Source organism: Pseudomonas sp. R9.37, from assembly GCF_963878885.1.
Lineage (GTDB): Bacteria > Pseudomonadota > Gammaproteobacteria > Pseudomonadales > Pseudomonadaceae > Aquipseudomonas.
Map to the genome: position 1 here is coordinate 417,088 of NZ_CAWNZA010000011.1, position 23,404 is coordinate 440,491.

Sequence of the window (23,404 nt, forward strand, 5' to 3'; positions counted from 1 at the left end):
TCTACTCCTGGGTCGCTGGCGTGCCCGCCGACGCCTTGGCTTCATCGGCAGACAGATGACGACGTTCGAGGTAGGCCTGCACGGCGGCCAGGCTGGCCGCCAGGTCAGGCGTGACCACGGAAACGGCCTTGGGCTCAAGCTCGGCGATACGCGCCAGCATCGCTTTGCTCTGCGGGTTGTCCTGGTTGAAGTTATCTTGCAGGACACTGCGCGCCTCGCCCAGGGAACGGCTGTACACCGCCGTTTCACCATTGAGCGCAGCCCATTGCGCCTGCTCAAGAGCCAGGCTCAACGCCAGGCGTACCTGATTCAGGCCTTGACCGGCGAGCAACGGTCGAATGTTGTCGTCCGGGTTGAAGTCGATGCGGAAGTAGCGGGAAATCTCCTCCCACCATTGGCTCAAGCGACCTTGCGTATCGCTGGTCGGACGACCTTGAGAGCCCGGCTCGCTGAGCTGATATTCCGGGGCAATAGCCGCCAGTTGTACAACCTGATCGCGCAGCGCGGCGAGTTGCAGATAAAGCCCGGTGCGGTCCGGCTGCTCGGTACTGCGCAACGCGGCAAGGCTCTTGGCCAGTTGCTCGCGTGCGGCGTAGGAGCCCGGATCACTTTGCTCACGCAGAATTTCGTCAGCCCCCTGGACCAGTGACTGCGCGCTGTTGATGTCCTGCAGGGCAGACAAACGCAAGCTGGCCAGACGGATCAAATGCTCGGCTTCAGCCAGGCGCCAGTCCTGGCGACTGGCACCCAGCACGGTTTCCAGGCGCTGGCTCAAACGCTGCTGATCGCCCTGCAACTGGGCTACCAGACGGCGGCGCTCTTCCAGTTCATCTGCACCGGGCAATTGCGCCAGTCGGGTAGTCAGCTGTTGCTGGCTCTGCTTGAGGGATTGGGATTGCTCGTCGAGTGCCTGCACCTGGCTGGACTGTTGTTGACTGCCGGCTTGCAGGGCGCGGACCTGCCAAATGCCCCATCCGCCAGCGGCGACACCTGCGGCGCCGAGCAACAAGGCCACGATTGCCAGGCCATTGCCACGGCGTGGCGCGGCGACCGGTGACTCAACCGGCGCATCGAGTGCGGGCTGGGTTTCATCTTTAGGCAAGGCTGTTTCGCTCACGTATCCGTCCTTTGCGTATCAGAGAGTGGGCGCGGCTTGCCTCACAAGGCAGCGCTGCGCAACGCCACTAACAAAGCCGCGGCACTCGCACCGCGACAATCCACAACTTTTTCTGCGCCAGCGGCCCGCGCCATTTCATAGACGCGAGGGCTGGGCACGAACAATGGCAGCCGTGCCACCTGCGGCCAATCGGGGCCAGCCAACGCTTGCAGGTGCAAAAAACCCTGCCCACTGCTGACCACCACGCCGTTCAAGCGTTCCAACTGTATGCGTTGCATCAGCTCCCCGGCGTCGTACGCCGGAAGGGAACGACGATACAACTCCAGATAATCGACACTAGCACCTTGCTCGCGTAAACGCTCAGCCAGCAGCTCTCGCCCGCCTTCGCCACGCAGGATCAACACCTGCGCATCGGGGTGTGCGATAGCCTCGCGCAAGGCGGGCAGTGCAAGCAAGGCCTCGCTGTCGTCGCCGGTTTGCGGGTAATGAACAGTGAGGTCGTGATCGGCCAGTACTTGCGCGGTGGCCGCACCGACGCTGAACCAGGGCAGTTGCGGCCAATGCCGATCCAGCTGTTGCAAGGCCAGGCGCGCGGCAGGCTTGCTGACCACGATGACCGCGCTATAACGGCCCAGATCACAAAAGACCGCTTGTTGCTCAGCCGTCACCGGCAAGGCCTGGATCGCTAACAATGGCAGGGTGCTGCTGAAAATGCCGGCCTCGGACAACGTCGCGGCCAGGGCCATGGCTTCCTCGGCAGGCCGCGTCAGCAACAGACGCCAGTCGGTCACTGCGGACCAGCCTCGCCATAGATTTTTTGCAGAATGACACCGGCGCCTTTTTCCAGCAGCTCTTCTGCCACCTGAATTCCCAGCGCGGTAGCATCACGCTGCGGCCCGCGAACCTCGGCGGTGAGCAGCGTGCCGCCTGCGGGGTCGCCTACCAGGCCACGCAGCCACAGGTTTTCACCCTCGAGCACGGCGTAACAGGCGATCGGTACCTGGCAGCCGCCGTTGAGGCGTTTGTTCAGCGCGCGCTCGGCCGTGACACGCACTTCGGTGTCTTGATGATCAAGGGGTTTGAGCAGGGCGTGAATTTCACTGTCCGCGGTGCGGCATTCGATACCCACAGCGCCTTGTCCGCCCGCGGGCAAGCTGTCTTCTACGCTGATGGCCGAGGTGATGCGGTCTTCGAAGCCCAGGCGAATCAGGCCAGCCGCTGCAAGAATAATCGCGTCATATTCGCCCGCATCCAACTTGGCCAGACGGGTGTTGACGTTGCCGCGCAGAAAACGGATATGCAGGTCCGGCCGGCGAGTCAGCAACTGCGCCTGGCGACGCAGGCTTGAGGTGCCGACGACACTGCCCAAGGGCAGCTCATCCAGCGACGCGTAAGTGTTGGATACAAACGCGTCACGCGGGTCTTCGCGCTCGCAGATGCAATACAGGCCAAGACCTTCAGGGAAGTCCATCGGCACGTCTTTCATCGAATGCACGGCGATGTCGGCTTCGTTTTCCAGCAGTGCGGTTTCCAGTTCCTTGACGAACAAGCCCTTGCCGCCAATCTTCGACAATGGCGAGTCGAGCAGCTTATCGCCGCGACTGACCATGGGCACCAGAGACACTTTCAGCCCTGGATGGGCTTGCTCAAGGCGTGCTTTGACGTATTCGGCCTGCCACAAGGCCAGGGCACTTTTACGGGTGGCGATGCGGATTTCGCGAGAGGACATGGATCAATCCGTACTGAATAGATACGGCAGATAATAACAGCTCAGGCAAACACGCTTTGATTTGAATCAGCAAGTGCGGGGCCTCCCTGGCCGCGTCGCACCGGGATACAGAATGCAGACCTCGCCAAAGCCCCTGGCTAAAGCTGCTGCATCATCTTGCGCACACCGGCGACGTGGCGTCGGCTGACGATCAGGGCATCGCCGTTAAGCCCTTTGAGGAACAACTGAAAGTGCCCCAGAGGCGTGCGCTGCAAGCGTTCTATTCGCTCACGGGCCACCAGCGCGTTGCGGTGGATGCGCACAAAGCGGTCGCCGAATTCGTCCTCAAGGGCCTTGAGTGGCTCATCGAGCAACACTTCACCCGTCTCGTGACGCAAGGTCACGTACTTGTGGTCGGCGATAAAGTAGACCACCTGGTTCAGCGGAATCAGCTCGATACCTTTACGGGTACGTGCACTGATATGGCTGCGTGGCCCGTTACCACTCTGAGCTGCTGGCTGGGTCAAAGCGGCGAGCTGGACGCGATTGGGACGCTCGGCCTTTTTCAGGGCCTTGAGCAGCGCCTCAGCGGTCACCGGCTTGGCAAGAAAGCTGACACCGCTGTCTTCCAGGGTTTGCGCAGAAAACTCTTCGTGAGCTGCACACAACACCACGGCAGGCGGCGATTCTCGCTCGCTCAAGCGGGCGGCCACTTGCAAGCCATCAAGGCCCGGCAGGCGAATATCGAGCAACACCACATCCGGCTTGAGACTGTCGATCAGCGTCAACGCCTCTTCGCCGTTGGTGGCGCTCGGTTCAAGGACTGTATAACCCTCGAGTTCACTGACCAAACGGCTCAGTCGCTCGCGGGCTTGGGGTTCGTCATCAACGATCAGGACATTCATATTGCGCTGGATTCCTGCGTGAGTCTCGCACAAGGATAGCGTAGACAGGTGCGGTGACTTGCGTCACAGCGATCCACGCTAAGACTAGCGCGAGCGGCAAAAAGTGCCCCGGCAGCGGCACCCATATTTACCCGGACCTGTTCAATTGCGCCCAAGACCTGCTGCCTTCGGGCATCGTCGTAGGGTTTGCTGATACACAATCCGAATACCCCCCTTTTTTAACGGATAGTCAGGCTATGACCGCATCACCCGACTTTGGTGCATTCACGCTCTATCAGTGCAACTGTAGACGCTCGCTGAGACGATATTGCTCAATCGTCAAATATCGTTTCAATAAAGGCCTGCTCCAGTCTCTTCCCGGAAGCGTTCGGCGGCAAGGCACTTAGCCATCCTTGGCACAAATAAAAATGCCGACCACCCGCAGCACCGCCTCCAAGTGCAACCCTGTTATTATCGGCGGCACACCTCCACGCCTCTTTTAAGCAGATCACGAGCGAATCCATGAGCACCGACAAGACCAACCAGTCCTGGGGCGGCCGCTTCAGTGAACCCGTCGACGCCTTCGTCGCGCGCTTCACCGCCTCCGTCACTTTCGACCAGCGCCTGTACCGCCACGACATCATGGGCTCGATCGCCCACGCCACGATGCTGGCCAAGGTCGGCGTGCTGACCGACGCCGAGCGCGACAGCATCATCGATGGCCTGACCACCATTCGCGGTGAAATCGAGGCCGGCACGTTCGACTGGCGCGTCGACCTGGAAGACGTGCACATGAATATCGAAGCCCGTCTCACCGATCGCATCGGTGTGACCGGCAAGAAACTGCACACCGGTCGCAGCCGTAACGACCAGGTGGCTACCGATATTCGCCTGTGGCTGCGTGACGAAATCGACCTGATCCTGGGCGAAATCACCCGCCTGCAAAAAGGTTTGCTCGAGCAGGCCGAGCGTGAGTCCGGCACTATCATGCCCGGCTTCACCCATCTGCAAACTGCGCAACCGGTGACCTTCGGCCACCACTTGCTGGCCTGGTTCGAAATGCTCAGCCGCGACTACGAGCGCCTGGTGGATTGCCGCAAGCGCGCCAACCGCATGCCGTTGGGCAGCGCCGCACTGGCCGGCACTACTTACCCGATCGACCGCGAATACACCGCACAACTGCTGGGTTTTGACGCGGTTGGCGGCAACTCCCTGGACGGCGTGTCGGACCGTGACTTCGCCATCGAATTCTGCGCTGCCGCCAGCATCGCGATGATGCACTTGTCGCGCTTCTCCGAAGAACTGGTGCTGTGGACCAGTGCGCAATTCCAGTTCATCGACCTGCCGGACCGCTTCTGCACCGGCAGCTCGATCATGCCGCAAAAGAAAAACCCCGACGTGCCCGAGCTGGTGCGTGGCAAAAGCGGCCGTGTATTCGGCGCGCTGATGGGCTTGCTGACCTTGATGAAGGGCCAGCCACTGGCCTACAACAAAGACAACCAGGAAGACAAAGAGCCGCTGTTCGACGCCGCCGACACGCTGCGCGATTCGCTGCGTGCATTTGCCGACATGATCCCGGCGATCAAGCCCAAGCACGCGATCATGCGTGAAGCGGCCTTGCGCGGGTTCTCCACGGCAACCGACCTGGCGGACTATCTGGTGCGCCGTGGCCTGCCATTCCGCGACTGCCACGAAATCGTCGGCCATGCCGTGAAATACGGCGTGGACACCGGCAAGGACCTGGCGGAAATGAGCCTGGAAGAGTTGCGCCAATTCAGCGACCAGATCGAACAGGACGTGTTTGCCGTGCTGACCCTGGAAGGCTCGGTGAATGCGCGTGACCATGTGGGCGGCACTGCGCCGGCGCAGGTCAAGGCCACGGTCGTGCGTGGCAAGGAATTGCTCGCCAGCCGCTAAAAGCATCGCAGGCAAGCCAGCTCCCACCTTTGAATGGTTCACCACTCAAAGTGTGGGAGCGGGCTTGCTCGCGAATACGGTAGACCAGTCTCTATATGTATTGACTGACACACCGCTTTCGCGAGCAAGCCCGCTCCCACATTTGATGTGTGCACGGCTGATCACTTCTTGGCCGCAACCATCGCCATAAACGCCGGCATCGCCGCTTCCCTGTCCGCCGCCACGTTCTGCGCATTGGGCATCGCGTGCAGTCGCTCCAGCAGCGCTTTCGCCTTCGGCAACTCAGCCAGCAAATCCAGGCCAAACAGCTTATCGCCCACGGCACAGGCGAGGTTCACGCTGTACATGAAATACAGATCGGCAAGCGTGAAGCTCTCCCCCGCCACGTACGGCGCAAACTTGCCGTGTCGACCTAAAGCACTGATCCCCAACAGCAACTCAGCCCTGGATTTTTCCTTGATCGCCTCCGGCACCGGCATACCGAAGAACGCCTCGGCGAAACACGCGCGGGCGGGCAACTCGATGTACAGCTCGATTTCCCTGCACAGCGCCAGCACCTGAGCCCGCTGAAAAGGCTCGGCCGGCAGCAACGAAGGGCCTTCCTGAGTGTGTTCGATGTACTCCAGAATCACGCTGGTTTCATTGATAAAGCCTTGCTTGACGCCCAGCACCGGCACTTTGCCTCGCGGGCTTACCGCAAGCGCTTCAGACGTCTGGCCTGCATAAAATGGCACTTCTTCAAACGGCAGGCCTTTCTCCAGCAGCGCCAGTTTGACCATGTTGTAGTAGTTGCTGACCGAAAATCCGTAAAGCTTGAGCATCGCGAATGCCTCCAGGCCGGGTGTGGGGTTGGCTGCAGAAGTTATAGAGCGTGCGGCCCGACCTGACCAGCAGCATCACCTGCCTGAATGGGGGTAGACTGGCGCCCTTTCCTTGAGGAGCCCCGCCATGAGCGAGCCGACCGATATCGACAACGACGAAGAAGAATTCACCGAAAGCACGCTGACCCAGGCCATCGAAAACCAGATCGAAAGCGACAACCCGCCTGCCGCCAAAGCCACCTTCAACAAACTGACCCTGGTGGGCTACGAGCGCGAAGACATTCTGAATCTCATGGCCCACGTGCTGGCTGTGGAAATCGACAAGATGCTTGAAGAAGACCGCGCCTTCGATACCCAATGGTATGAAACCGCGCTGCGCGCATTGCCGGAATTACCCCCGGAAAACGACTGAATCGAGCACTTTCGTGGCCGGGAAGCCTGCTTCCTCGCCACAAACCTGCGCCATATCAAGACCCATGACTTTCACACTGGACAGCCCGGCAAAGTGCGTTCACCTTATGCCCTGCTAGCCTCTAATAAATTTTAGAAAGTCTGGAGTCCTTATGTCGTATACCCCTGAGTTGGTTGCCGAACTGGAAATCCTTGTACTCTTCCCCTTGGACAGCACCAAGGAAGGTCTGAAAGTCCACCAGACCGCTGCTCCCGCTGCCATTGCCGCGGCCAAGCGCCTCCACGCGAAAGGCCTTATTGACCAGCCAGACGGGGGCTACCTGACCAGCCTTGGCCGGGACGCTGCAGAGCAGGCCCAAACCCTGCTGACCATTCTGACGACCGCTACCACCAAAGAAGCTGCCTGATCCCTGATACCGCCCATGGAGTCCGCTTTCTGCGGATTCCGAGGGCACTGCTGTGGACGGCACAAAATTCTGACGCCAGAAACCATTTCCCTCTAAACCTCCTACGCTTCTGTCTGTAAACTCCTACACGGCCGCCCACGTCGGGCCCTGCGAGCCAACGAGTTCGACATGACCCGCACCCATGAAATCCGCCCCGACCTGGACGAAGGCATCGACCGCAAGGTGCTGGCCCAATTGCGCGCGCGTTTCATGGCCCTCAATGAAGGGCGCATGGCCCGGGCCGTCGAAGGTCTGACCCCGCGCCAGCAAAGCGTGTTAACGCTGTTGCCGCTGTTTTTCCACGTCAACCACCCCCTGCTGCCCGGTTATGTCTCGGGCAGCACGCCGGCCGGGCTGTCCAATTTCGAACCGGACGCCCAGGCGCTTACTGAAGCTCAGCGCCTGACCCGATCGTTCTCCTACAAGCCACGCCATGGCAATCCGCCACGGCCTATCCTTGGCCTGTACCTGATGGGCAGCCTTGGCACCCTGGCTCAAGCGGACCAGAGCGATATGGACGTGTGGGTCTGCCACTCGCCCGAACTTGGCGAAGCCGAACTGGCCGAGCTGCGCAAAAAGTGCCAGTTGCTGGAAGCCTGGGCCCTGACCATGGGCGCCGAGGCGCATTTTTTTCTGATCGAACCGACGCGCTTTGTATTGGGTGAGCGCGACACGCAACTGAGCTCCGACGACTGCGGCACCACCCAGCATTACCTGCTGCTGGATGAGTTCTACCGCACCGCCATCTGGCTGGCCGGGCGTACGCCGATCTGGTGGCTGGTGCCGGTGTACGAGGAAAGCCGCTACGCCGAGTTCACCCATGCGCTGATCTCCAAGCGCTTCATCCGCGCCGACGAAACCCTGGACCTTGGGCACCTGGCCCACATCCCTCCGGGCGAATTCATCGGCGCCGGGCTGTGGCAGTTGTTCAAGGGCATCGAGTCGCCCTACAAATCAGTGCTCAAGCTGCTGCTGACCGAGGTCTACGCCAGCGAGCACCCGAACGTGCACTGCCTGAGCCTGCGCTTCAAGCGCGCCGTGTTCGCCAATCAGATGGACCTGGACGAGCTAGACCCGTACATCGTGGTTTACCGCCGCATCGAGGAATACCTCAAGGCGCGCAATGAGCCGGAGCGCCTTGAACTGGTGCGGCGCGCGCTCTACCTGAAGGTCAATCGCAAGCTCAGCGTCGGCCAACGCAGCACTGGCTGGCAACGACGCCTGCTGGAGCGCCTGGCCAATGAGTGGGGTTGGGACCCGCGCCAACTGGCGCTGCTGGACAGCCGCAGCCAGTGGAAAGTGCGCCAGGTCGCCTCCGAGCGCCGCGCGCTGGTCAACGAACTGAATTACAGCTACCGCTTCCTCACCCAGTTCGCCCGCACCGAGCAAACCGCCAGCCTGATCAACAAGCGTGATTTGAACGTGCTGGGCCGGCGCTTGTATGCAGCGTTCGAACGCAAGGCCGGCAAGGTCGAGTTCATCAACCCCGGCATCGCGCCTGACTTGGCCGAAGACACGCTCACGCTGGTGCAGTCCCCCAATCGCAAGGAGCCGGGCCAGCATCACTGGGGCCTGTACAACGGTAACCTCACGGCGCTGGAATGGGAGCACTTCGCGCCGATCAAGCGCAGCCGCGACCTCTTGGAAATGCTCACCTGGTGCCATCGCAACGGCGTGATCGACAGCAGCACCCGTCTGGCGCTGCACCCGGGCGTCAGTGACATGACCGAATTCGAGCTGTTCAACCTGCTGGGCAGCCTGCAACACACCATCGCCCTGCCCCTGGCCAGCGTCGATGAGGATCGCCTGTTGCGCTCGGCGGTACCGGAAGAAGTGCTGTTGTTGATCAACGTCGGTGTCGACCCGCTCAAACATCATCGCGACTTGAACATCCTGATGACCACCGAACGCACCGACTCCCTGAGCTATGCCGGCGTACGCGACAACCTGGTGCTGACCCTGGATCAGGTCACGCTCAATAGCTGGAACGAGGTCATGGTCAGCCGCTACGACGGCCCCCACGCACTGCTCGACTGCCTGCGTGACTACCTCAATCAACTGCCGTCGGATCACCTGCCACGCCTGCGAGTGCGCTGCTTCTGTCACAACCGTGCGCAGTTCATTGCCCAGCGTGTAGAAGAAATTTTCGACACCGCGCAAAACCTGCAGCTTAGCCAGTCCAATCACCGCTACCTGTTGCAGGTGCAGCAGCACTACCACGTGATGGAGCTGATGCCGGGCCAGGCCACCCATGTGTCGCTGCCGACCCAAGACGCGCTGATTGCCTACCTCAGCGAAGAACTGGCCAGCTACAGCCCGTTGCACCTGGACGCCATGGCCCTGGAAGACCACGACCTGGCGCTGCTGTTGCCGATGGGCTTGGCCGATTGCGTGCAGGTGTTCTACCGGGTCAATGAAGGCGTTGCCGAGTTGTATGTGCTGGATGAGTTCAACGCGCTCTGGCAGCAACGCCTGCCGTTTCATGATGAGCAGAGCCTGCTGGCGCCGTTGCAGCGTTTTCTGCAATCGATCATCTATCGCCGCGAAGCGCTGGCGCCGCTGGATACGCAGCAGCCGTTGGGCGAAGTGCAAATCTTGTATTACCAACTGTTGCCATCAGGCAGCAATCGCGCACGCGGCATCGAGCCGCGCCCCGCGCCGCAGAACCCGGCCAATAAGCCGTTTTATGACGTGCAGGCAATTATCGGCAAGGCGGCGCCCGGCCAAGTGGGCATCACCCTGTACTGCAACCAGCGGGAGTTTTGCGAACTGGAGTTTGGCGACCAGCTGTTTGCCGTGGTCGCCCAGGAAATCGTCGGGCAACGTCGAGAAACCGAACGTTACCGCTGCTACATCACCGACCTGGACCTGTCCGGCCTGCTCGGTGATGTGCCAAGCCCGAGCAACCTGTACCTGCGTTACAAGGCCGAGCTGGAGCTGTCGCTCAACAACGCACTGAAGCAGGTTTAAAGCGGCTCTTGTTACAGAGAGAACGCGCCACCGTCTTTGGGCTGGCCGTCAACGCTGAGCAGCTCAAGCTTGAGGGTTTTGCCGCCGGGTGCCGGCCAGTCGATATGCTGGCCCACCTTCAGGCCGAGTAATGCACTGCCTACCGGCGCGAGGATCGAGATCTTGCCCTCGTCTGCGTTGGCATCCTTGGGGTAAACCAGGGTCAGGTGATAGTCCTTGCCGCTGCCTTGCTCACGGCAATGCACGCTGGAGTTCATCGTCACGACACTTGCAGGCACTTCCTCGTGGCCAACCACTTCTTCAGCGCGGTCGAGTTCGTGTTGCAGGGCTTCGACGCCCGGCGAGTCCTCGCCTACACGGTCGATCAATTGCTCAAGACGCTGCACGTCGAGACGGGTAAGTATGATGGAAGGTGCGGTCATGATTCAGGCAGACTCCTTTTTTCTGCACAAAAAAGCAAAACCCCGCCAGAAAAAGGCGGGGTTCTCACGGACCTCGATGAGTTGAGGTGTACCCGGACACTACCACAGCGACACAAATAAACAAGACGACCTCAGGCACGCTCCCTGCGTTGCTCGGCCTCGGCGCAGATCACCCGGCGCCGGTTATCGTCAGCGGAGCGCCATTCACGAATGTCTTCCACATGGCGGAAGCAGCCGAGGCAGACTTTCTGCTCGTCCAGGCGACACAAACTGATACAAGGTGACGGCACCGCCGGGCTGACATTGCTGAACAGCGGCTTGGGCGGGCGTACGGGTGCAGGCTGGGTCACGATCAGATCTCGTCGAAGTCCAGGTCGGCGCCGGACTGTTCCTTCGTGAGGCGCGCAAGCATTTCGCTCAGCAGCTCCTCGGTGGTGTCGTGCGCCCAACGGTTTTCTTCCTCGTCATAGTCGAAGTGAAAACCACCGGTACGGGCCGCCAGCCATAGCTGACGCAACGGCTCCTGGCGACTGAAGATCAGTTGGGTGCCGTTTTCAAACTTGACGGTCAGCACGCCGGCCGAGTTTTCCAGGTCCACGTCCAGGCCGCTGTCGTCGAAAATATCTTCCAGCGCCTGCTGGGTCGCATCCACCAGGTCGTGAAAACGGGCTTCGGTCAAACTCATTGTGGCAACCTCAAAAGTGTCTGGTTCTGCTCAAGCGCCGCACGATACGGGCGAGCCCCGCTGATTGCAAAGGATACCGAGTTCATTGCCGATGGAGGTATGAAATATCCCCGGCCAGCGTAGCCTGCTTCGTGCTCAAGTCGGCAAACCCCCGCCGGACGGGTATTTCGGCGCATAGGCAAGCTGGCGGGTGGTCGGTATACTCGGGCGCAATTAATGCATATTCAAGGATTTCGCCATGAAGCGCCTGATCTCTTCCCTTGCTGCGCTCGTCGCGGTCGCTTGCCTCGTTAGTGCCTGTGGTCAAAAAGGCCCGCTCTACCTGCCCGATGACAGCAAAGACCCAAATGACCAGGCGCAGTCGTCACAAAAGCCGTCAAAAGCGCACAAGCACGACACCTATCAATAAGGGAAACCCATGGACGCTTTTAACTACCGGGACGGCGAGCTGTTCGCGGAAGGCGTGGCGTTGTCCGCGATTGCCGAGCGCTTTGGCACCCCGACCTATGTGTACTCGCGTGCGCACATCGAAGCCCAATACCGCTCCTTTACCAACCCACTGAACGGCGTTCCACACTTGGTGTGCTACGCGGTCAAGGCCAACTCCAACCTGGGTGTACTCAATGTCCTGGCGCGTCTGGGCGCCGGTTTCGACATCGTCTCCCGTGGCGAGCTGGAACGTGTGCTGGCGGCGGGCGGCAAGGCTGACAAAATCGTCTTCTCCGGCGTCGGCAAGAGCCGCGAAGACATGCGCCGCGCTCTGGAAGTCGGCGTGCATTGCTTCAACGTCGAGTCCACCGACGAGCTGGAGCGCCTGCAAGTCGTCGCCGCCGAGATGGGTGTTCGTGCGCCGATCTCGCTGCGCGTCAACCCGGACGTCGACGCCGGCACTCACCCCTACATTTCCACCGGTCTCAAAGAGAACAAGTTCGGCATCGCCATTGCCGACGCCGAGGACGTGTACATCCGCGCCGCGCAGTTGCCGAACCTGGAAGTGCTGGGTGTCGACTGCCATATCGGCTCGCAATTGACCAGCCTGCCTCCGTTTCTGGATGCGCTCGACCGCCTGCTGGCGTTGATCGATCGCCTGGGCGAGTGCGGCATCTACCTGCAACACATCGATCTGGGTGGTGGCGTGGGTGTGCGTTATCGCGATGAAGAGCCGCCGCAGATCGCCGACTACATCCAGGCTGTGCGCGAGCGCACTGAAGGCCGCGGCCTGACCCTGATGTTCGAGCCGGGCCGCTACATCGTCGCCAACGCCGGCCTGCTGCTGACGCAAGTCGAGTACCTCAAGCACACCGAGCACAAGGATTTCGCCATCGTCGACGCGGCGATGAACGACCTGATCCGCCCGGCGCTGTACCAGGCCTGGATGAATGTTACAGCCGTCAAGCCACGTGCTGGCGAAGGCCGTAATTACGACATCGTCGGCCCGATCTGTGAGACCGGTGACTTCCTGGCCAAGGAGCGTCAGCTGGCCCTGGAAGAAGGCGATCTGCTGGCCGTGCATTCGGCCGGTGCCTATGGGTTTGTCATGAGTTCCAACTACAACACGCGCGGCCGTGCCGCCGAGGTGCTGGTGGACGGTGATCAAGCGTTTGAAGTGCGTCGCCGCGAGACGGTAGCCGAGTTGTATGCTGGCGAAAGCCTGCTGCCGGAGTAAGCCATGCTGCTGCGTTTTACCAAGATGCACGGGCTGGGCAACGACTTCATGGTCCTCGACCTGGTCAGCCAGCACGCGCACATCCTGCCCAAGCACGCCAAACAATGGGGCGACCGTCACACCGGCATTGGCTTTGATCAATTGCTGATCGTCGAGGCGCCGAGCAACCCGGAAGTGGATTTCCGTTACCGGATCTTCAACTCCGACGGTTCCGAAGTGGAACAGTGCGGCAACGGTGCGCGTTGCTTTGCGCGTTTTGTTCTGGACAAGCGCTTGACCGCCAAACGCCAGATTCGCGTCGAAACCAAAAGCGGCGTGATCGAACTGGATGTTCGCAGCGACGGCCAGATCAGCGTCAACATGGGCGCGCCACGCCTGGTGCCGGCGGATATTCCGTTTCAGGCCGCCGAGCAGGCGACCAGCTATGCGCTCGACGTCGATGGCAAGCACGTCGATATCGCCGCATTGTCGATGGGCAACCCGCACGCCGTGCTGCGGGTCAACGACATCAATAACGCCCCGGTGCATGAATTGGGGCCGAAAATCGAACATCACCCGCGCTTTCCGGCACGGGTCAATGTGGGCTTCCTGCAGGTGATCGACCGTTCCCGCGCACAACTGCGTGTGTGGGAACGCGGCGCCGGCGAAACCCAGGCCTGCGGCACCGGCGCTTGCGCTGCGGCCGTGGCCGCGATCAGCCAGGGGTGGATGGATTCGCCGCTGTTGATCGACCTGCCCGGCGGACGCTTGTCCATCGAATGGGCAGGCCCTGGCCACCCGGTGATGATGACCGGGCCGGCCTCGCGCGTATACGAAGGACAGGTCCGCCTATGAGTGAGCAAAGCTAATGACCGACACGCCTCAAGTACCCGCCCAAGCATCCCCGAGCGAAAGTCTGGAGGCCGCTGCTGTCGCGGCGTACCTTGAGGCTAATCCGGACTTCTTCGTCGAACACGAAGAGCTGTTGCCCGCCCTGCGCATCCCCCACCAGCGCGGCGATACCGTGTCGCTGGTAGAGCGGCAGATGAAGATCCTGCGCGAGCGCAATATCGAAATGCGCCATCGGCTCTCGCAGTTGATGGACGTGGCCCGCGACAACGACCGCCTTTTCGACAAGACCCGTCGCCTGATTCTCACCCTGATGGACGCCACCAGCCTGGAAGAAACGGTGATTGCCGTGGAAGACAGCCTGCGCCAGGACTTCCAGGTGCCGTTTGTGAGCCTGATCCTGTTCAGCGACAACCCGATGCCGGTGGGTCGCTGGGTCAGCGGTGGTGAAGCGCAAACCGCGATTGGCGGCTTGCTCTCTGAAGGCAAGACCATCAGCGGCACCTTGCGTGAGCATGAGCTGGATTTTCTGTTTGGCGCCGAACAGCGCAAACAGATCGGCTCCACCGCCGTGGTCGCCCTCAGCCATCAAGGCCTGCACGGCGTACTGGCGATCGCCAGCCGTGACCCGCAGCATTACAAAAGCTCTGTAGGCACGCTGTTTTTGACCTACATCGCTGAAGTGCTGGGCCGGGTACTGCCGCGCTTCACCACCGCCCTGCGCGCGGTGCGCTAGTCATGGAACGGCAACTGGACGCTTATTGCGCTCACCTGCGCAACGAGCGCCAGGTGTCGCCCCATACCCTGGAAGCCTATCGACGGGACTTGAACAAGGTTCTGGCGTACTGCAAAAAACAACAGATCGCCAGCTGGAAAGCCCTGGATATCCAGAGCCTGCGCAGCCTCATCGCGCGTCTGCACCAGCAAGGCCAGTCTTCACGCAGCCTGTCGCGCCTGCTTTCGGCAGTGCGCGGCCTGTATCACTACCTCAACCGTGAAGGCCTGTGCGATCACGACCCGGCCAATGGCCTGGCCCCGCCCAAGGGCGAACGGCGCCTGCCCAAGACCCTCGACACTGATCGTGCCCTGCAATTGCTGGACGGTGCCGTCGAAGACGACTTCCTCGCCCACCGCGACCAGGCCATCCTTGAGCTGTTCTATTCCTCGGGCCTGCGTTTGTCAGAGCTGACCGGCCTGAACCTCGATCAACTGGACCTGGCGGACGGCCTGGTGCAAGTGCTCGGCAAAGGCAGCAAGACCCGCGTGCTGCCGGTCGGCCGCAAGGCTCGGGAAGCCTTGCAGCTATGGTTGCCGCTGCGTCTGTTGACCAACCCCGCGGACGACGCGGTGTTTGTCAGCCAGCAAGGTCGACGCCTGGGGCCACGGGCGATCCAGGTGCGGGTCAAGCTCGCCGGTGAACGCGAGCTGGGGCAGAACCTGCACCCGCACATGCTGCGACATTCTTTTGCCAGCCATCTGCTGGAATCGTCCCAGGACCTGCGCGCGGTGCAGGAGCTGCTCGGCCACGCCGACATCAAGACCACGCAGATCTACACCCACCTCGACTTCCAGCACCTGGCTACGGTGTACGACAGCGCCCATCCACGGGCCAAACGCATCAAGGGCGGCGACTCATGAGTATCAAGCTGATCACCTTCGACCTGGACGACACACTCTGGGACAACGTACCCGTCATCATCGGCGCCGAAGCGTCGATGCGCGAATGGCTGGCGACCCATGCCTCCAAGGTCGGCGATTTGCCTCTTGAGCATTTCGCCGGCCTTCGCCAGCAGGTGCTGGAGCGCCATCCCGAACTCAAGTACCGCATCAGCCTCCTGCGCCACCGCGTGCTGATGCACGCGTTTGAAGAGGCGGGTTATCCACAGCCCGAGGCCACGCAAATGGCAGACGTGTGCTATGAGGCGTTCATTCATGCCCGGCACCAGCTCACGCCATTTCCCGAAGCCGAGCCGATGCTTCAAGCATTGCGCCAGCATTTCCTCCTGGGCGTGATCACCAACGGCAACGCCGACGTGCAGCGCGTGGGCCTGGCAGATTATTTCCACTTTGCGCTGCGCGCCGAAGATATCGGCATCGCCAAGCCGGATGCGCGACTGTTTCAGGAAGCGCTGCAACGCGCCGGCGTGGACGCCAGTCAGGCCGTGCATATTGGCGATCACCCCGGCGATGACATCGCCGGGGCGCAGCAGGCGGGGCTGCGGGCGGTGTGGTTCAACCCGGCGGGCAAAGCATGGGAAGCGGATAAACGCCCGGATGCGGAAATTCGCAGCTTGAAAGAACTGCCGCCGTTGCTTCGCAGTTGGCAGTAACGCTATCGCGGTAACACTAAAAACCAAAATGTGGGAGCGGGCTTGCTCGCGAAGGCGGTGTATCAGTCAGCACATCAGTAACTGACAGAGCGCTTTCGCGAGCACGCCCGCTCCCACATTTGATGGGTGGCGACCCGTAGGATTTATTACATCCATGAAAAAGCCCGCAGCGACGGCGGGCTTTTTCATGCAAGCGAGCGGCTGACCTCAGATAGGACGGCTACCGTACTTGTTATCCGGCTTCTTCGGAGGATCTGCTACCACGTTGGCCTCGACTTCCTGCACTTTGCCGCCTTTGGCGAGGAATTCTTCCATCGCACGGGCCAGCGCATCGCGCTCTTTGTTCTTGGCTTCAACGCTTGGCAGTTCATCTACCGAAACAGCGGCCTTGGCTTTGCCTTTGGCTGCCGGGACAGGTGCATCGTCGCCACCGTCGTCGTCAGCAACGTCCTCAGCTGCCGCCTCAAGACCTTCTTCGGCCTCGTCGTCGTCACCGACTTCGAGTTCGTCGTTTTCCAGATCATCGTCGCTCATGTTCTACCTCATGACTTGCGAAAAGCAGATTAGTTATAGCCCAGCTTCACCCTCTGTCGAGGTCGCCGGAAAAAAATCAACATCCACCGGATTACCAGTGGCTTATGCCCCATCACCGTGCAAGGTGGCGAGGACTTTACGAGCACCGCCATGATCACGGTGCTCGCCCAGATAAACACCTTGCCAGGTCCCCATCGCCAAGCGGCCGGCCTTGACCGGCAAACTCAGCTGGCAGCCCAGGAGACTGGCCTTGAAGTGCGCCGGCAGATCATCCGGACCTTCGTCGTTGTGTTCGAACCCTGCACGCCCTTGCGGCACCAGCGAGTTGAAAAAACGCTCGAAGTCACGGCGAACCGCCGGGTCGGCATTTTCGTTGACCGTCAACGAAGCCGAGGTGTGCTGCAACCACAAATGCAACAGGCCCACACGGCACGCCTTCAATTCAGGCAGGCCGGCGAGCAACTCATCCGTCACCAAGTGAAAGCCCCGGGGCTTGGCCCGCAGGGTTATCAGGGTCTGTTGCCACATACAGTTCTCCGCCTATCGGCGCGCATTCTAGCGCGCTCTGGAAAAAAACAAAGTACCGAATACACCTACATGCCTGTAAGACATTCACACCCTTAAAAGTGCCGTGTGGTTCCCATCACAAAGTCGGCATAAACCCGTACACCTTTAGCCACAGACAAACCCCAGACAAAAAAATGCCCGGCAAGCCGGGCATCTTTTTTTCGCGTACTTACAAGTTGTAGCCGCGCTCGTTGTGTTGTGCCAGATCGAGGCCCACGGCCTCTTCTTCGTCGGTAACCCGCAGGCCCATGACCATGTCCAGCACCTTGAGGATGATGAAGGTCACGATAGCCGTGTAGATCACGGTGAAGCCGACGCCTTTGCACTGGATCCAGACTTGCGCTGCGATGTCAGTGGTCGCCGCGTTGAAGCCGCCCAGAGACGGAGCCGCGAACACGCCGGTGAGGATCGCGCCGAGGATACCGCCGATACCGTGCACGCCGAAGGCGTCCAGGGAGTCGTCGTAGCCCAGTTTGCGTTTCAGGGTAGTGGCGCAGAAGAAGCACACCACGCCCGCCGCCAGACCAATCACCAGGGCGCCCATTGGGCCCACGGTGCCCGCAGCCGGGGTGATTGCAACCAAACCTGCCACCACACCCGAGGCGATGCCCAGTGCGCTTGGCTTACCGTGAGTGACCCACTCGGCAAACATCCAGCCCAGCGCGGCAGCAGCGGTCGCAATCTGAGTGACCAGCATCGCCATACCGGCAGTGCCGTTGGCCGCAGCCGCAGAACCGGCGTTGAAGCCAAACCAACCGACCCACAGCATGGCAGCACCGACCAGGGTGTAACCCAGGTTGTGAGGCGCCATCGGCGTGGTTGGGAAGCCTTTACGCTTGCCGAGTACCAGGCACGCCACCAGGCCAGCCACACCGGCGTTGATGTGCACCACGGTGCCGCCGGCGAAGTCCAGCACGCCCCAATCGCCCAGCAACGAACCCGGACCGCCCCACACCATGTGCGCAATCGGTGCGTAGACCAGGGTGAACCAGACGCCCATGAAGATCAGCATCGCGGAGAACTTCATACGCTCGGCGAAGGCACCGACGATCAGCGCAGGCGTAATGATGGCGAACGTCATCTGGAAAGTGACGAACACCGCCTCAGGGAACAGCGCCGCAGGGCCGGTGATGCTCGCCGGGGTGACACCCGACAGGAACAGTTTGGACAGGCCGCCCACGAACGAGTTGAGGTTGACGACGCCTGCTTCCATACCGGTAGTGTCGAACGCCATGCTGTAGCCGTAAACGAACCACAAAATGGTGATCAAGCCGGTGATGGCGAAGCACTGCATCATCACGGAAAGAATGTTTTTGGAGCGAACCATGCCGCCATAGAACAGCGCCAGGCCTGGAATGGTCATGAACAGCACCAGCGCGGTGGATGTGAGCATCCACGCCGTGTCGCCGGAATTGAGGACTGGAGCGGGGGCTGGGTCCGCCGCCAATGCCAGGGCCGGCATTACGAGGGACAACAGGGCTCCTAGCCCTGCGAATTTACGCAGAGTCATATTGTTTTCTCCTGGGGCGTTGGGGGTTTGGCGGCTTAGATTGCGTCGGTATCGGTTTCGCCGGTACGGATGCGAATAGCCTGTTCCAGATTGACCACGAAGATCTTGCCGTCACCGATCTTGCCGGTGTTGGCCGCCTTGGTTATCGCCTCGATAACCCGGTCAAGATCCTTGTCGTCAATGGCGACATCAATCTTCACCTTTGGCAGAAAATCGACCACGTATTCCGCGCCGCGATACAGCTCGGTGTGACCCTTCTGCCGACCGAAGCCTTTGACCTCAGTAACGGTAATGCCCTGCACGCCGATCTCGGACAGCGACTCGCGTACATCGTCCAACTTGAACGGCTTGATGATGGCAGTGACTAGCTTCATGAAAACTCTCTCCCGAATTGGTGGACTTGCCCCAGGAAAACAAACCCGTCTCAAGTCTAAGCGCAGTGCCTGGCTTTGTAACGCGTCGTCGCCTCGGCATTTACCGTTGCGACGCCAGCGAACCACTGTGACGAAACCTGTACCCCTGATCCGTCGGCGCACTGCATTCGTCACAGCGACTGCGTCAGTGCATGGGTCATGATCGTCTAAGCAGAAAGCTTGCCAGCTCCGTAAAAATCACTGAAATCAGTCCTTTGCCCACTTATGCCCACCTGCGGGGCGTTTTGGCGACGCCAATGCGCACAAAAACAGTGCGCGGCCGCCTGGAGCACTGCGCGAAAAGCGTGCGCTCCAGGCGGTGAAAAAGACTATAGACGCTGCGTGATACACTGCCCGCCAACCGTTTTTCCGGAATGTTTCCCATGCTCGCGCCCAAAGATCTCCTCGACGCCCTGAGCGGCCACGCCTCTCGCCTGTTCAGCGGCGAAACCCCGCTGCCTCGCAACGAAATCGAAAGCCAGTTCAAGGCGCTGCTGCAAAGCGGCTTCAGCAAGCTCGACCTGGTGAGCCGTGAAGAATTTGACAGCCAAATGGTGGTGCTGGCCCGCACGCGTGCACGGCTGGAGAGCCTCGAGGCGAAAGTCGCGGAGTTGGAAGCGCGGCTGACGCCACCTGCTGCTGAATAAACACGCTCAGTGTGGGAGCTGGCTTGCCTGCGATGCGGGCGCCTCGGTGTATCAGTTACACCGAGTCGATGCCATCGCAGGCAAGCCAGCTCCCACATTTGCTCTACGTTGCGCTCTGGATACGTTCTGTAAAACCTTCCCCGCCTCGCTCTTCGCCACCTCGTCTACCCTTGAAAAACCCGCAGGAAGCGGCCCTCCACTCAAGGAACGAGCATGTCCCTCGCCATCGTCCACAGCCGCGCCCAGATTGGCGTCGAAGCCCCTGCCGTCACGGTTGAAGTGCACATGGCCAATGGTCTGCCATCCCTGACACTGGTGGGTCTGCCGGAAACCGCCGTCAAGGAAAGCAAGGACCGCGTGCGCAGCGCCATCCTGAACTGCGCGCTGCAATACCCAGCCCGGCGCATCACCCTCAACCTCGCGCCCGCCGACCTGCCCAAGGACGGCGGGCGTTTTGACTTGGCGATTGCCTTGGGCATCCTGGCTGCAAGCCTGCAGGTGCCGTCGTTGATGCTGGATGACGTGGAATGCCTGGGCGAATTGGCACTGTCCGGCGAAGTACGCGCAGTCAAAGGCGTGTTGCCGGCAGCGCTGGCAGCCCGCAAGGCCGGACGCACCGTGATAGTGCCGCGGGCGAATGCCGAGGAGGCGTGCCTGGCCTCTGGGTTGAAGGTGATTGCGGTGGATCACTTGCTGCAAGTGGTGGCGCACCTGAATGGGCAGGTGCCGATCGAGCCCTATAAGTCCGATGGCTTGCAGTACTTGAACAAGCCCTATCCAGACCTGAGCGAAGTACAAGGCCAACTGGCGGCCAAGCGCGCGCTGCTGATCGCTGCAGCGGGCGCGCATAACCTGCTGTTCAGCGGGCCGCCCGGCACCGGCAAGACCTTGCTGGCCAGCCGGCTGCCGGGGTTGCTGCCACCGTTGAGCGAGCAGGAAGCGCTGGAAGTGGCGGCGATCCAGTCGGTGGTCAGCCTCGCACCACTGAGCCATTGGCCGCACCGGCCGTTCCGTCAGCCACACCACTCGGCCTCGGGGCCGGCGCTGGTGGGCGGCGGGTCAAAACCGCAACCGGGGGAAATCACCCTCGCCCACCACGGCGTATTGTTTCTGGATGAGTTGCCGGAGTTTGATCGCAAGGTCCTGGAGGTGCTGCGCGAACCGCTTGAATCGGGACACATCGTCATTTCCCGTGCGCGCGACCGAGTGAGTTTCCCGGCACGCTTTCAACTGGTGGCGGCCATGAACCCCTGCCCTTGCGGGTATATGGGCGAACCGAGTGGGCGCTGTCGGTGTACGCCGGAGCAGATTCAGCGCTATCGCAACAAACTTTCCGGCCCCCTGCTGGACCGGATCGACTTGCACCTTACCGTCGCCCGGGAAACCACAGCACTAAACCCGACCCAGCCGCCTGGCGATAACACGGCGAAGGCCTCGGCACAGGTGGCCGACGCCCGCGAGCGCCAACTCAAGCGCCAGGGTTGCGCCAATGCCTTTCTGGATTTGCCAGGGTTACGCAAACACTGCCAATTGGCGAAAGCCGATGAAGGCTGGCTGGAAAGCGCCTGCGAGCGGCTGACGCTGTCGCTGCGCGCGGCACATCGCTTGCTCAAGGTGGCGCGCACGCTGGCAGACCTTGAGCGGGTTGAGAATATCGCTCGGCATCACTTGGCCGAGGCATTGCAATATCGGCCTGCGGCGGTCGGTTAACCTGAGGCCAGCATCAGCCCTAGCAGTGAACGGCCTTCTTGTAGCGAGCGGGCTTGCCCCGCGTTGGGCTGCGCAGCAGCCCCAGAAATTGGCGACGCGGTCTAACAGTTGAAACATGGCAGCCGGACTGGGACCGCTTCGCACTCCAACGCGGGACACGCCCGCTCGCCACGCAGGAATGTGGTGGCCGCCAAAAGTGGCGCGGAGGCCTAAGCGGTGAAATCCAGCAACAGTCTCGCCACTTCCATGACTTCATCCAGCACCGCTTCTGCCGACTCGGTGGAAGGATTCAGCATCAGGTCATCGGCGTACCCCATCGCCATGGCGAAGATCTGCCGGGCTGCACGATGGGGCGCATCACAGCGGAAAACGTTGGCAGCGACGCCGCGCTCGATCACCTCGGCAAGCATGCCCTGCCACTGCGCGTTGATCACCAAGTACGCCTGGGCCATCTGCGGGTCGTGCATCGCTTCGTCCCAGGCATCCAGCCACAGCGCCCATCCCGCGTCGGCCGTGCACGGCAGGCAGTCGCGCAAGAAACCCACCAGCGCCTCAAGCGGTGCCACGCCCACCAACGGCGCACGCACTTGCTCCAACTGTTCATTGGCAAAGCGCACAAAGGCTTCCCGGCGCAGTTCATTCCAATCGCTGAAGTAGTGGTAAACGTGGCTGCGCGACAGGCCGGCATGTTCGGCCAGGTCGCGGGTGGACACATCGGCAAACCCTTTGTTGCGAAACAGCTCCAGGGCGGCGGCGATGATCTGGTCTTTACGGTCGATACGCGACATTCGGCATTTCCCTCAGGCGTCGGAAGATGAGTGGCGCTTGCTTTTTGAGCGGTCGCTCAAGGATACTTGAGCAGTCGCTCAATAATAGCGTCTATCACTCCTTTGGTGCACCCATGTCATCCGTCACCCCACAAATCCTGATTGAAGAAAGCAAGAAAATCGGCCAACAGTCCGCCAGCCAAACGCTCAAGGCAATCGCCCGCGCATATCCCGGCAAGCTCTTTTGCACACTCTCGCTGGTCGCGTTGGAAAATGCGCTGCTGCTGGCCTACCCGCTGTTTGCCGGGTTCGCGGTGGATTCGATCATCCGTGGCGATGCCGCCAGCGCGCTGTTTTACGCTGCGGTGGTTTTGGCATTCTGGGTGGTCGGGGCGGCACGCCGTGCGCTGGACACGCGCACCTTCACGCGGATCTACGCCGACCTCGCGGTACCGGTGATTCTCAACCAGCGCCTGCAAAATCACAGCACCTCACGTGCGGCGGCGCGGGTGGTATTGGCGCGGGACTTTGTGGATTTCTTCGAAAAACACGTGCCGATCATCGCCACGGCGCTGGTTTCCATCGTCGGCGCGGCGGTGATGTTGCTGGTGATCGAGCCGTGGATCGGCCTGGCGTGCCTGAGTGCATTGCTGTTGTGCACCACCTTGCTGCCACGGTTTGCGCGGCGCAATCAGCAGTTGCATGAACGCCTGAATGACCGCCTGGAGAAGGAAATCGGCCTGGTGGAAAAGGTCGGTGCGCACACCTTGCAGCGCCACTATCAAGTGCTGTCGCGCCTGCGCATCTGGCTGTCAGACCGCGAGGCCGCCGCGTTCCTGTTTATCGGTACGCTGGCAGCCCTGCTGTTTGTGGTCGCCATCAGCCAGTTGGCGTTGTCGCCGGCGGTGAAGGCCGGCCACGTGTACGCAGTGATGACCTACCTGTGGACCTTCGTCAGCAGCCTGGACGAGGCGCCCGGCATGGTCGATCAACTGGCGCGCCTCAAAGACATCGGCAAACGCGTGGACCCGGGCCTGGGCGAGCGCTAAGC

The 23,404-nt window shown here is 61.1% G+C and carries 26 protein-coding genes and 1 pseudogene; 13 read left to right on the forward strand and 14 right to left on the reverse strand.

Annotation, left to right across the window (positions count from 1 at the left end):
* Position 1: 1 nt before the first annotated feature.
* The 5 genes and pseudogenes from AACU78_RS08605 to AACU78_RS30050 all read right to left on the reverse strand — a co-directional run.
* A complete protein-coding gene (locus tag AACU78_RS08605; RefSeq protein ID WP_106575817.1) occupies positions 2-1,117 on the reverse strand; it encodes a uroporphyrinogen-III C-methyltransferase in 1,116 nt (371 codons plus the stop codon).
* Between the two features lie 41 nt (positions 1,118-1,158).
* Complete coding sequence (locus AACU78_RS08610; protein ID WP_106575818.1) at positions 1,159-1,908, reverse strand: uroporphyrinogen-III synthase; 750 nt, start codon at positions 1,906-1,908, stop codon at positions 1,159-1,161.
* Positions 1,905-2,846, reverse strand: a complete 942-nt coding sequence (gene hemC / locus AACU78_RS08615) for a hydroxymethylbilane synthase (protein ID WP_106575819.1) — start codon at positions 2,844-2,846, stop codon at positions 1,905-1,907. The genes AACU78_RS08610 and hemC overlap by 4 nt, the downstream gene beginning before the upstream one ends.
* Before the next feature lie 137 nt (positions 2,847-2,983).
* On the reverse strand, positions 2,984-3,730 hold the full coding sequence (locus AACU78_RS08620) for a LytR/AlgR family response regulator transcription factor (protein ID WP_106575820.1): 747 nt from the start codon (positions 3,728-3,730) through the stop codon (positions 2,984-2,986).
* Positions 3,727-3,843, reverse strand: a pseudogene (locus tag AACU78_RS30050) (sensor histidine kinase); the annotation flags it as partial. The pseudogene AACU78_RS30050 and the gene AACU78_RS08620, both read right to left, overlap by 4 nt.
* Before the next feature lie 388 nt (positions 3,844-4,231).
* On the opposite strand from AACU78_RS30050, the gene argH reads away from it, so the two are divergent.
* Positions 4,232-5,626, forward strand: a complete 1,395-nt coding sequence (gene argH / locus AACU78_RS08625; protein WP_106575821.1) for an argininosuccinate lyase — start codon at positions 4,232-4,234, stop codon at positions 5,624-5,626.
* A 161-nt stretch (positions 5,627-5,787) separates the two neighbouring features.
* Here the strand turns inward: argH and AACU78_RS08630 are convergent, their stop codons facing one another.
* Positions 5,788-6,447 carry a glutathione S-transferase family protein gene (locus AACU78_RS08630; RefSeq protein ID WP_106575822.1) on the reverse strand — a complete coding sequence of 220 codons (660 nt, stop codon included), beginning with the start codon at positions 6,445-6,447 and terminating at the stop codon, positions 5,788-5,790.
* A gap of 127 nt (positions 6,448-6,574) precedes the next feature.
* Here AACU78_RS08630 and AACU78_RS08635 point away from each other — a divergent pair, with 127 nt between their 5' ends.
* From AACU78_RS08635 to AACU78_RS08645, 3 genes are all read left to right on the forward strand, one after another.
* The gene (locus tag AACU78_RS08635; protein WP_106575823.1) at positions 6,575-6,859 is read left to right on the forward strand and encodes a hypothetical protein; all 285 of its coding nucleotides are present in this window, start codon (positions 6,575-6,577) and stop codon (positions 6,857-6,859) included.
* A 151-nt stretch (positions 6,860-7,010) separates the two neighbouring features.
* Positions 7,011-7,265, forward strand: a complete 255-nt coding sequence (locus AACU78_RS08640) for a TIGR02647 family protein (protein ID WP_106575824.1) — start codon at positions 7,011-7,013, stop codon at positions 7,263-7,265.
* A gap of 168 nt (positions 7,266-7,433) precedes the next feature.
* Positions 7,434-10,274: a class I adenylate cyclase gene (locus AACU78_RS08645; RefSeq protein ID WP_106575825.1), complete on the forward strand. Its 2,841-nt coding sequence runs from the start codon at positions 7,434-7,436 to the stop codon at positions 10,272-10,274.
* 11 nt (positions 10,275-10,285) lie between these two features.
* Here AACU78_RS08645 and rnk read toward each other — a convergent pair whose 3' ends face one another.
* The 3 genes from rnk to cyaY form a co-directional block, all read right to left on the reverse strand.
* Positions 10,286-10,696, reverse strand: a complete 411-nt coding sequence (rnk, locus tag AACU78_RS08650) for a nucleoside diphosphate kinase regulator (protein WP_106575826.1) — start codon at positions 10,694-10,696, stop codon at positions 10,286-10,288.
* Positions 10,697-10,827: 131 nt separating this feature from the next.
* A complete protein-coding gene (locus AACU78_RS08655) occupies positions 10,828-11,046 on the reverse strand; it encodes a DUF1289 domain-containing protein (protein ID WP_106575827.1) in 219 nt (72 codons plus the stop codon).
* 2 nt (positions 11,047-11,048) lie between these two features.
* Entirely contained in the window at positions 11,049-11,381 is a 333-nt protein-coding gene (cyaY, locus tag AACU78_RS08660) for an iron donor protein CyaY (protein ID WP_094948747.1), read from the reverse strand.
* Between the two features lie 238 nt (positions 11,382-11,619).
* On the opposite strand from cyaY, the gene lptM reads away from it, so the two are divergent.
* From lptM to AACU78_RS08690, 6 genes are read left to right on the forward strand one after another with little or no spacing between them, the layout of a single operon-like run.
* Positions 11,620-11,790, forward strand: a complete 171-nt coding sequence (lptM, locus tag AACU78_RS08665; RefSeq protein WP_106575828.1) for an LPS translocon maturation chaperone LptM — start codon at positions 11,620-11,622, stop codon at positions 11,788-11,790.
* A 9-nt stretch (positions 11,791-11,799) separates the two neighbouring features.
* On the forward strand, positions 11,800-13,047 hold the full coding sequence (gene lysA / locus AACU78_RS08670) for a diaminopimelate decarboxylase (RefSeq protein WP_106575829.1): 1,248 nt from the start codon (positions 11,800-11,802) through the stop codon (positions 13,045-13,047).
* 3 nt (positions 13,048-13,050) lie between these two features.
* Complete coding sequence (gene dapF / locus AACU78_RS08675; protein ID WP_106575830.1) at positions 13,051-13,881, forward strand: diaminopimelate epimerase; 831 nt, start codon at positions 13,051-13,053, stop codon at positions 13,879-13,881.
* Between the two features lie 13 nt (positions 13,882-13,894).
* A complete protein-coding gene (locus AACU78_RS08680; protein WP_106575831.1) occupies positions 13,895-14,611 on the forward strand; it encodes a DUF484 family protein in 717 nt (238 codons plus the stop codon).
* Between the two features lie 2 nt (positions 14,612-14,613).
* Entirely contained in the window at positions 14,614-15,513 is a 900-nt protein-coding gene (gene xerC / locus AACU78_RS08685; protein WP_106575832.1) for a tyrosine recombinase XerC, read from the forward strand.
* Positions 15,510-16,205, forward strand: coding sequence for an HAD family hydrolase (locus tag AACU78_RS08690; RefSeq protein ID WP_106575833.1), 696 nt, complete (start codon positions 15,510-15,512; stop codon positions 16,203-16,205). The genes xerC and AACU78_RS08690 overlap by 4 nt, the downstream gene beginning before the upstream one ends.
* Before the next feature lie 207 nt (positions 16,206-16,412).
* On the opposite strand, the gene sutA is transcribed toward AACU78_RS08690, so the two are convergent.
* From sutA to glnK, 4 genes are all read right to left on the reverse strand, one after another.
* Entirely contained in the window at positions 16,413-16,739 is a 327-nt protein-coding gene (gene sutA / locus AACU78_RS08695; RefSeq protein ID WP_106575834.1) for a transcriptional regulator SutA, read from the reverse strand.
* A gap of 102 nt (positions 16,740-16,841) precedes the next feature.
* The gene (locus AACU78_RS08700) at positions 16,842-17,267 is read right to left on the reverse strand and encodes a secondary thiamine-phosphate synthase enzyme YjbQ (RefSeq protein WP_071485166.1); all 426 of its coding nucleotides are present in this window, start codon (positions 17,265-17,267) and stop codon (positions 16,842-16,844) included.
* 208 nt (positions 17,268-17,475) lie between these two features.
* On the reverse strand, positions 17,476-18,816 hold the full coding sequence (locus AACU78_RS08705) for an ammonium transporter (RefSeq protein ID WP_017135897.1): 1,341 nt from the start codon (positions 18,814-18,816) through the stop codon (positions 17,476-17,478).
* Positions 18,817-18,851: 35 nt separating this feature from the next.
* Positions 18,852-19,190: a P-II family nitrogen regulator gene (gene glnK, locus AACU78_RS08710; RefSeq protein ID WP_002555808.1), complete on the reverse strand. Its 339-nt coding sequence runs from the start codon at positions 19,188-19,190 to the stop codon at positions 18,852-18,854.
* Between the two features lie 422 nt (positions 19,191-19,612).
* On the opposite strand from glnK, the gene AACU78_RS08715 reads away from it, so the two are divergent.
* Both AACU78_RS08715 and AACU78_RS08720 read left to right on the forward strand, forming a co-directional pair.
* Positions 19,613-19,876 (forward strand): accessory factor UbiK family protein, encoded by a 264-nt coding sequence (locus tag AACU78_RS08715; RefSeq protein WP_058421153.1) that lies wholly within the window; start codon positions 19,613-19,615, stop codon positions 19,874-19,876.
* A gap of 213 nt (positions 19,877-20,089) precedes the next feature.
* Positions 20,090-21,586, forward strand: coding sequence for a YifB family Mg chelatase-like AAA ATPase (locus AACU78_RS08720; protein WP_106575835.1), 1,497 nt, complete (start codon positions 20,090-20,092; stop codon positions 21,584-21,586).
* 209 nt (positions 21,587-21,795) lie between these two features.
* Here AACU78_RS08720 and AACU78_RS08725 read toward each other — a convergent pair whose 3' ends face one another.
* Entirely contained in the window at positions 21,796-22,374 is a 579-nt protein-coding gene (locus AACU78_RS08725; RefSeq protein WP_106575836.1) for a TetR/AcrR family transcriptional regulator, read from the reverse strand.
* Positions 22,375-22,487: 113 nt separating this feature from the next.
* Here AACU78_RS08725 and AACU78_RS08730 point away from each other — a divergent pair, with 113 nt between their 5' ends.
* Positions 22,488-23,402 (forward strand): ABC transporter six-transmembrane domain-containing protein, encoded by a 915-nt coding sequence (locus AACU78_RS08730; RefSeq protein ID WP_177410054.1) that lies wholly within the window; start codon positions 22,488-22,490, stop codon positions 23,400-23,402.
* Positions 23,403-23,404: the final 2 nt, after the last annotated feature.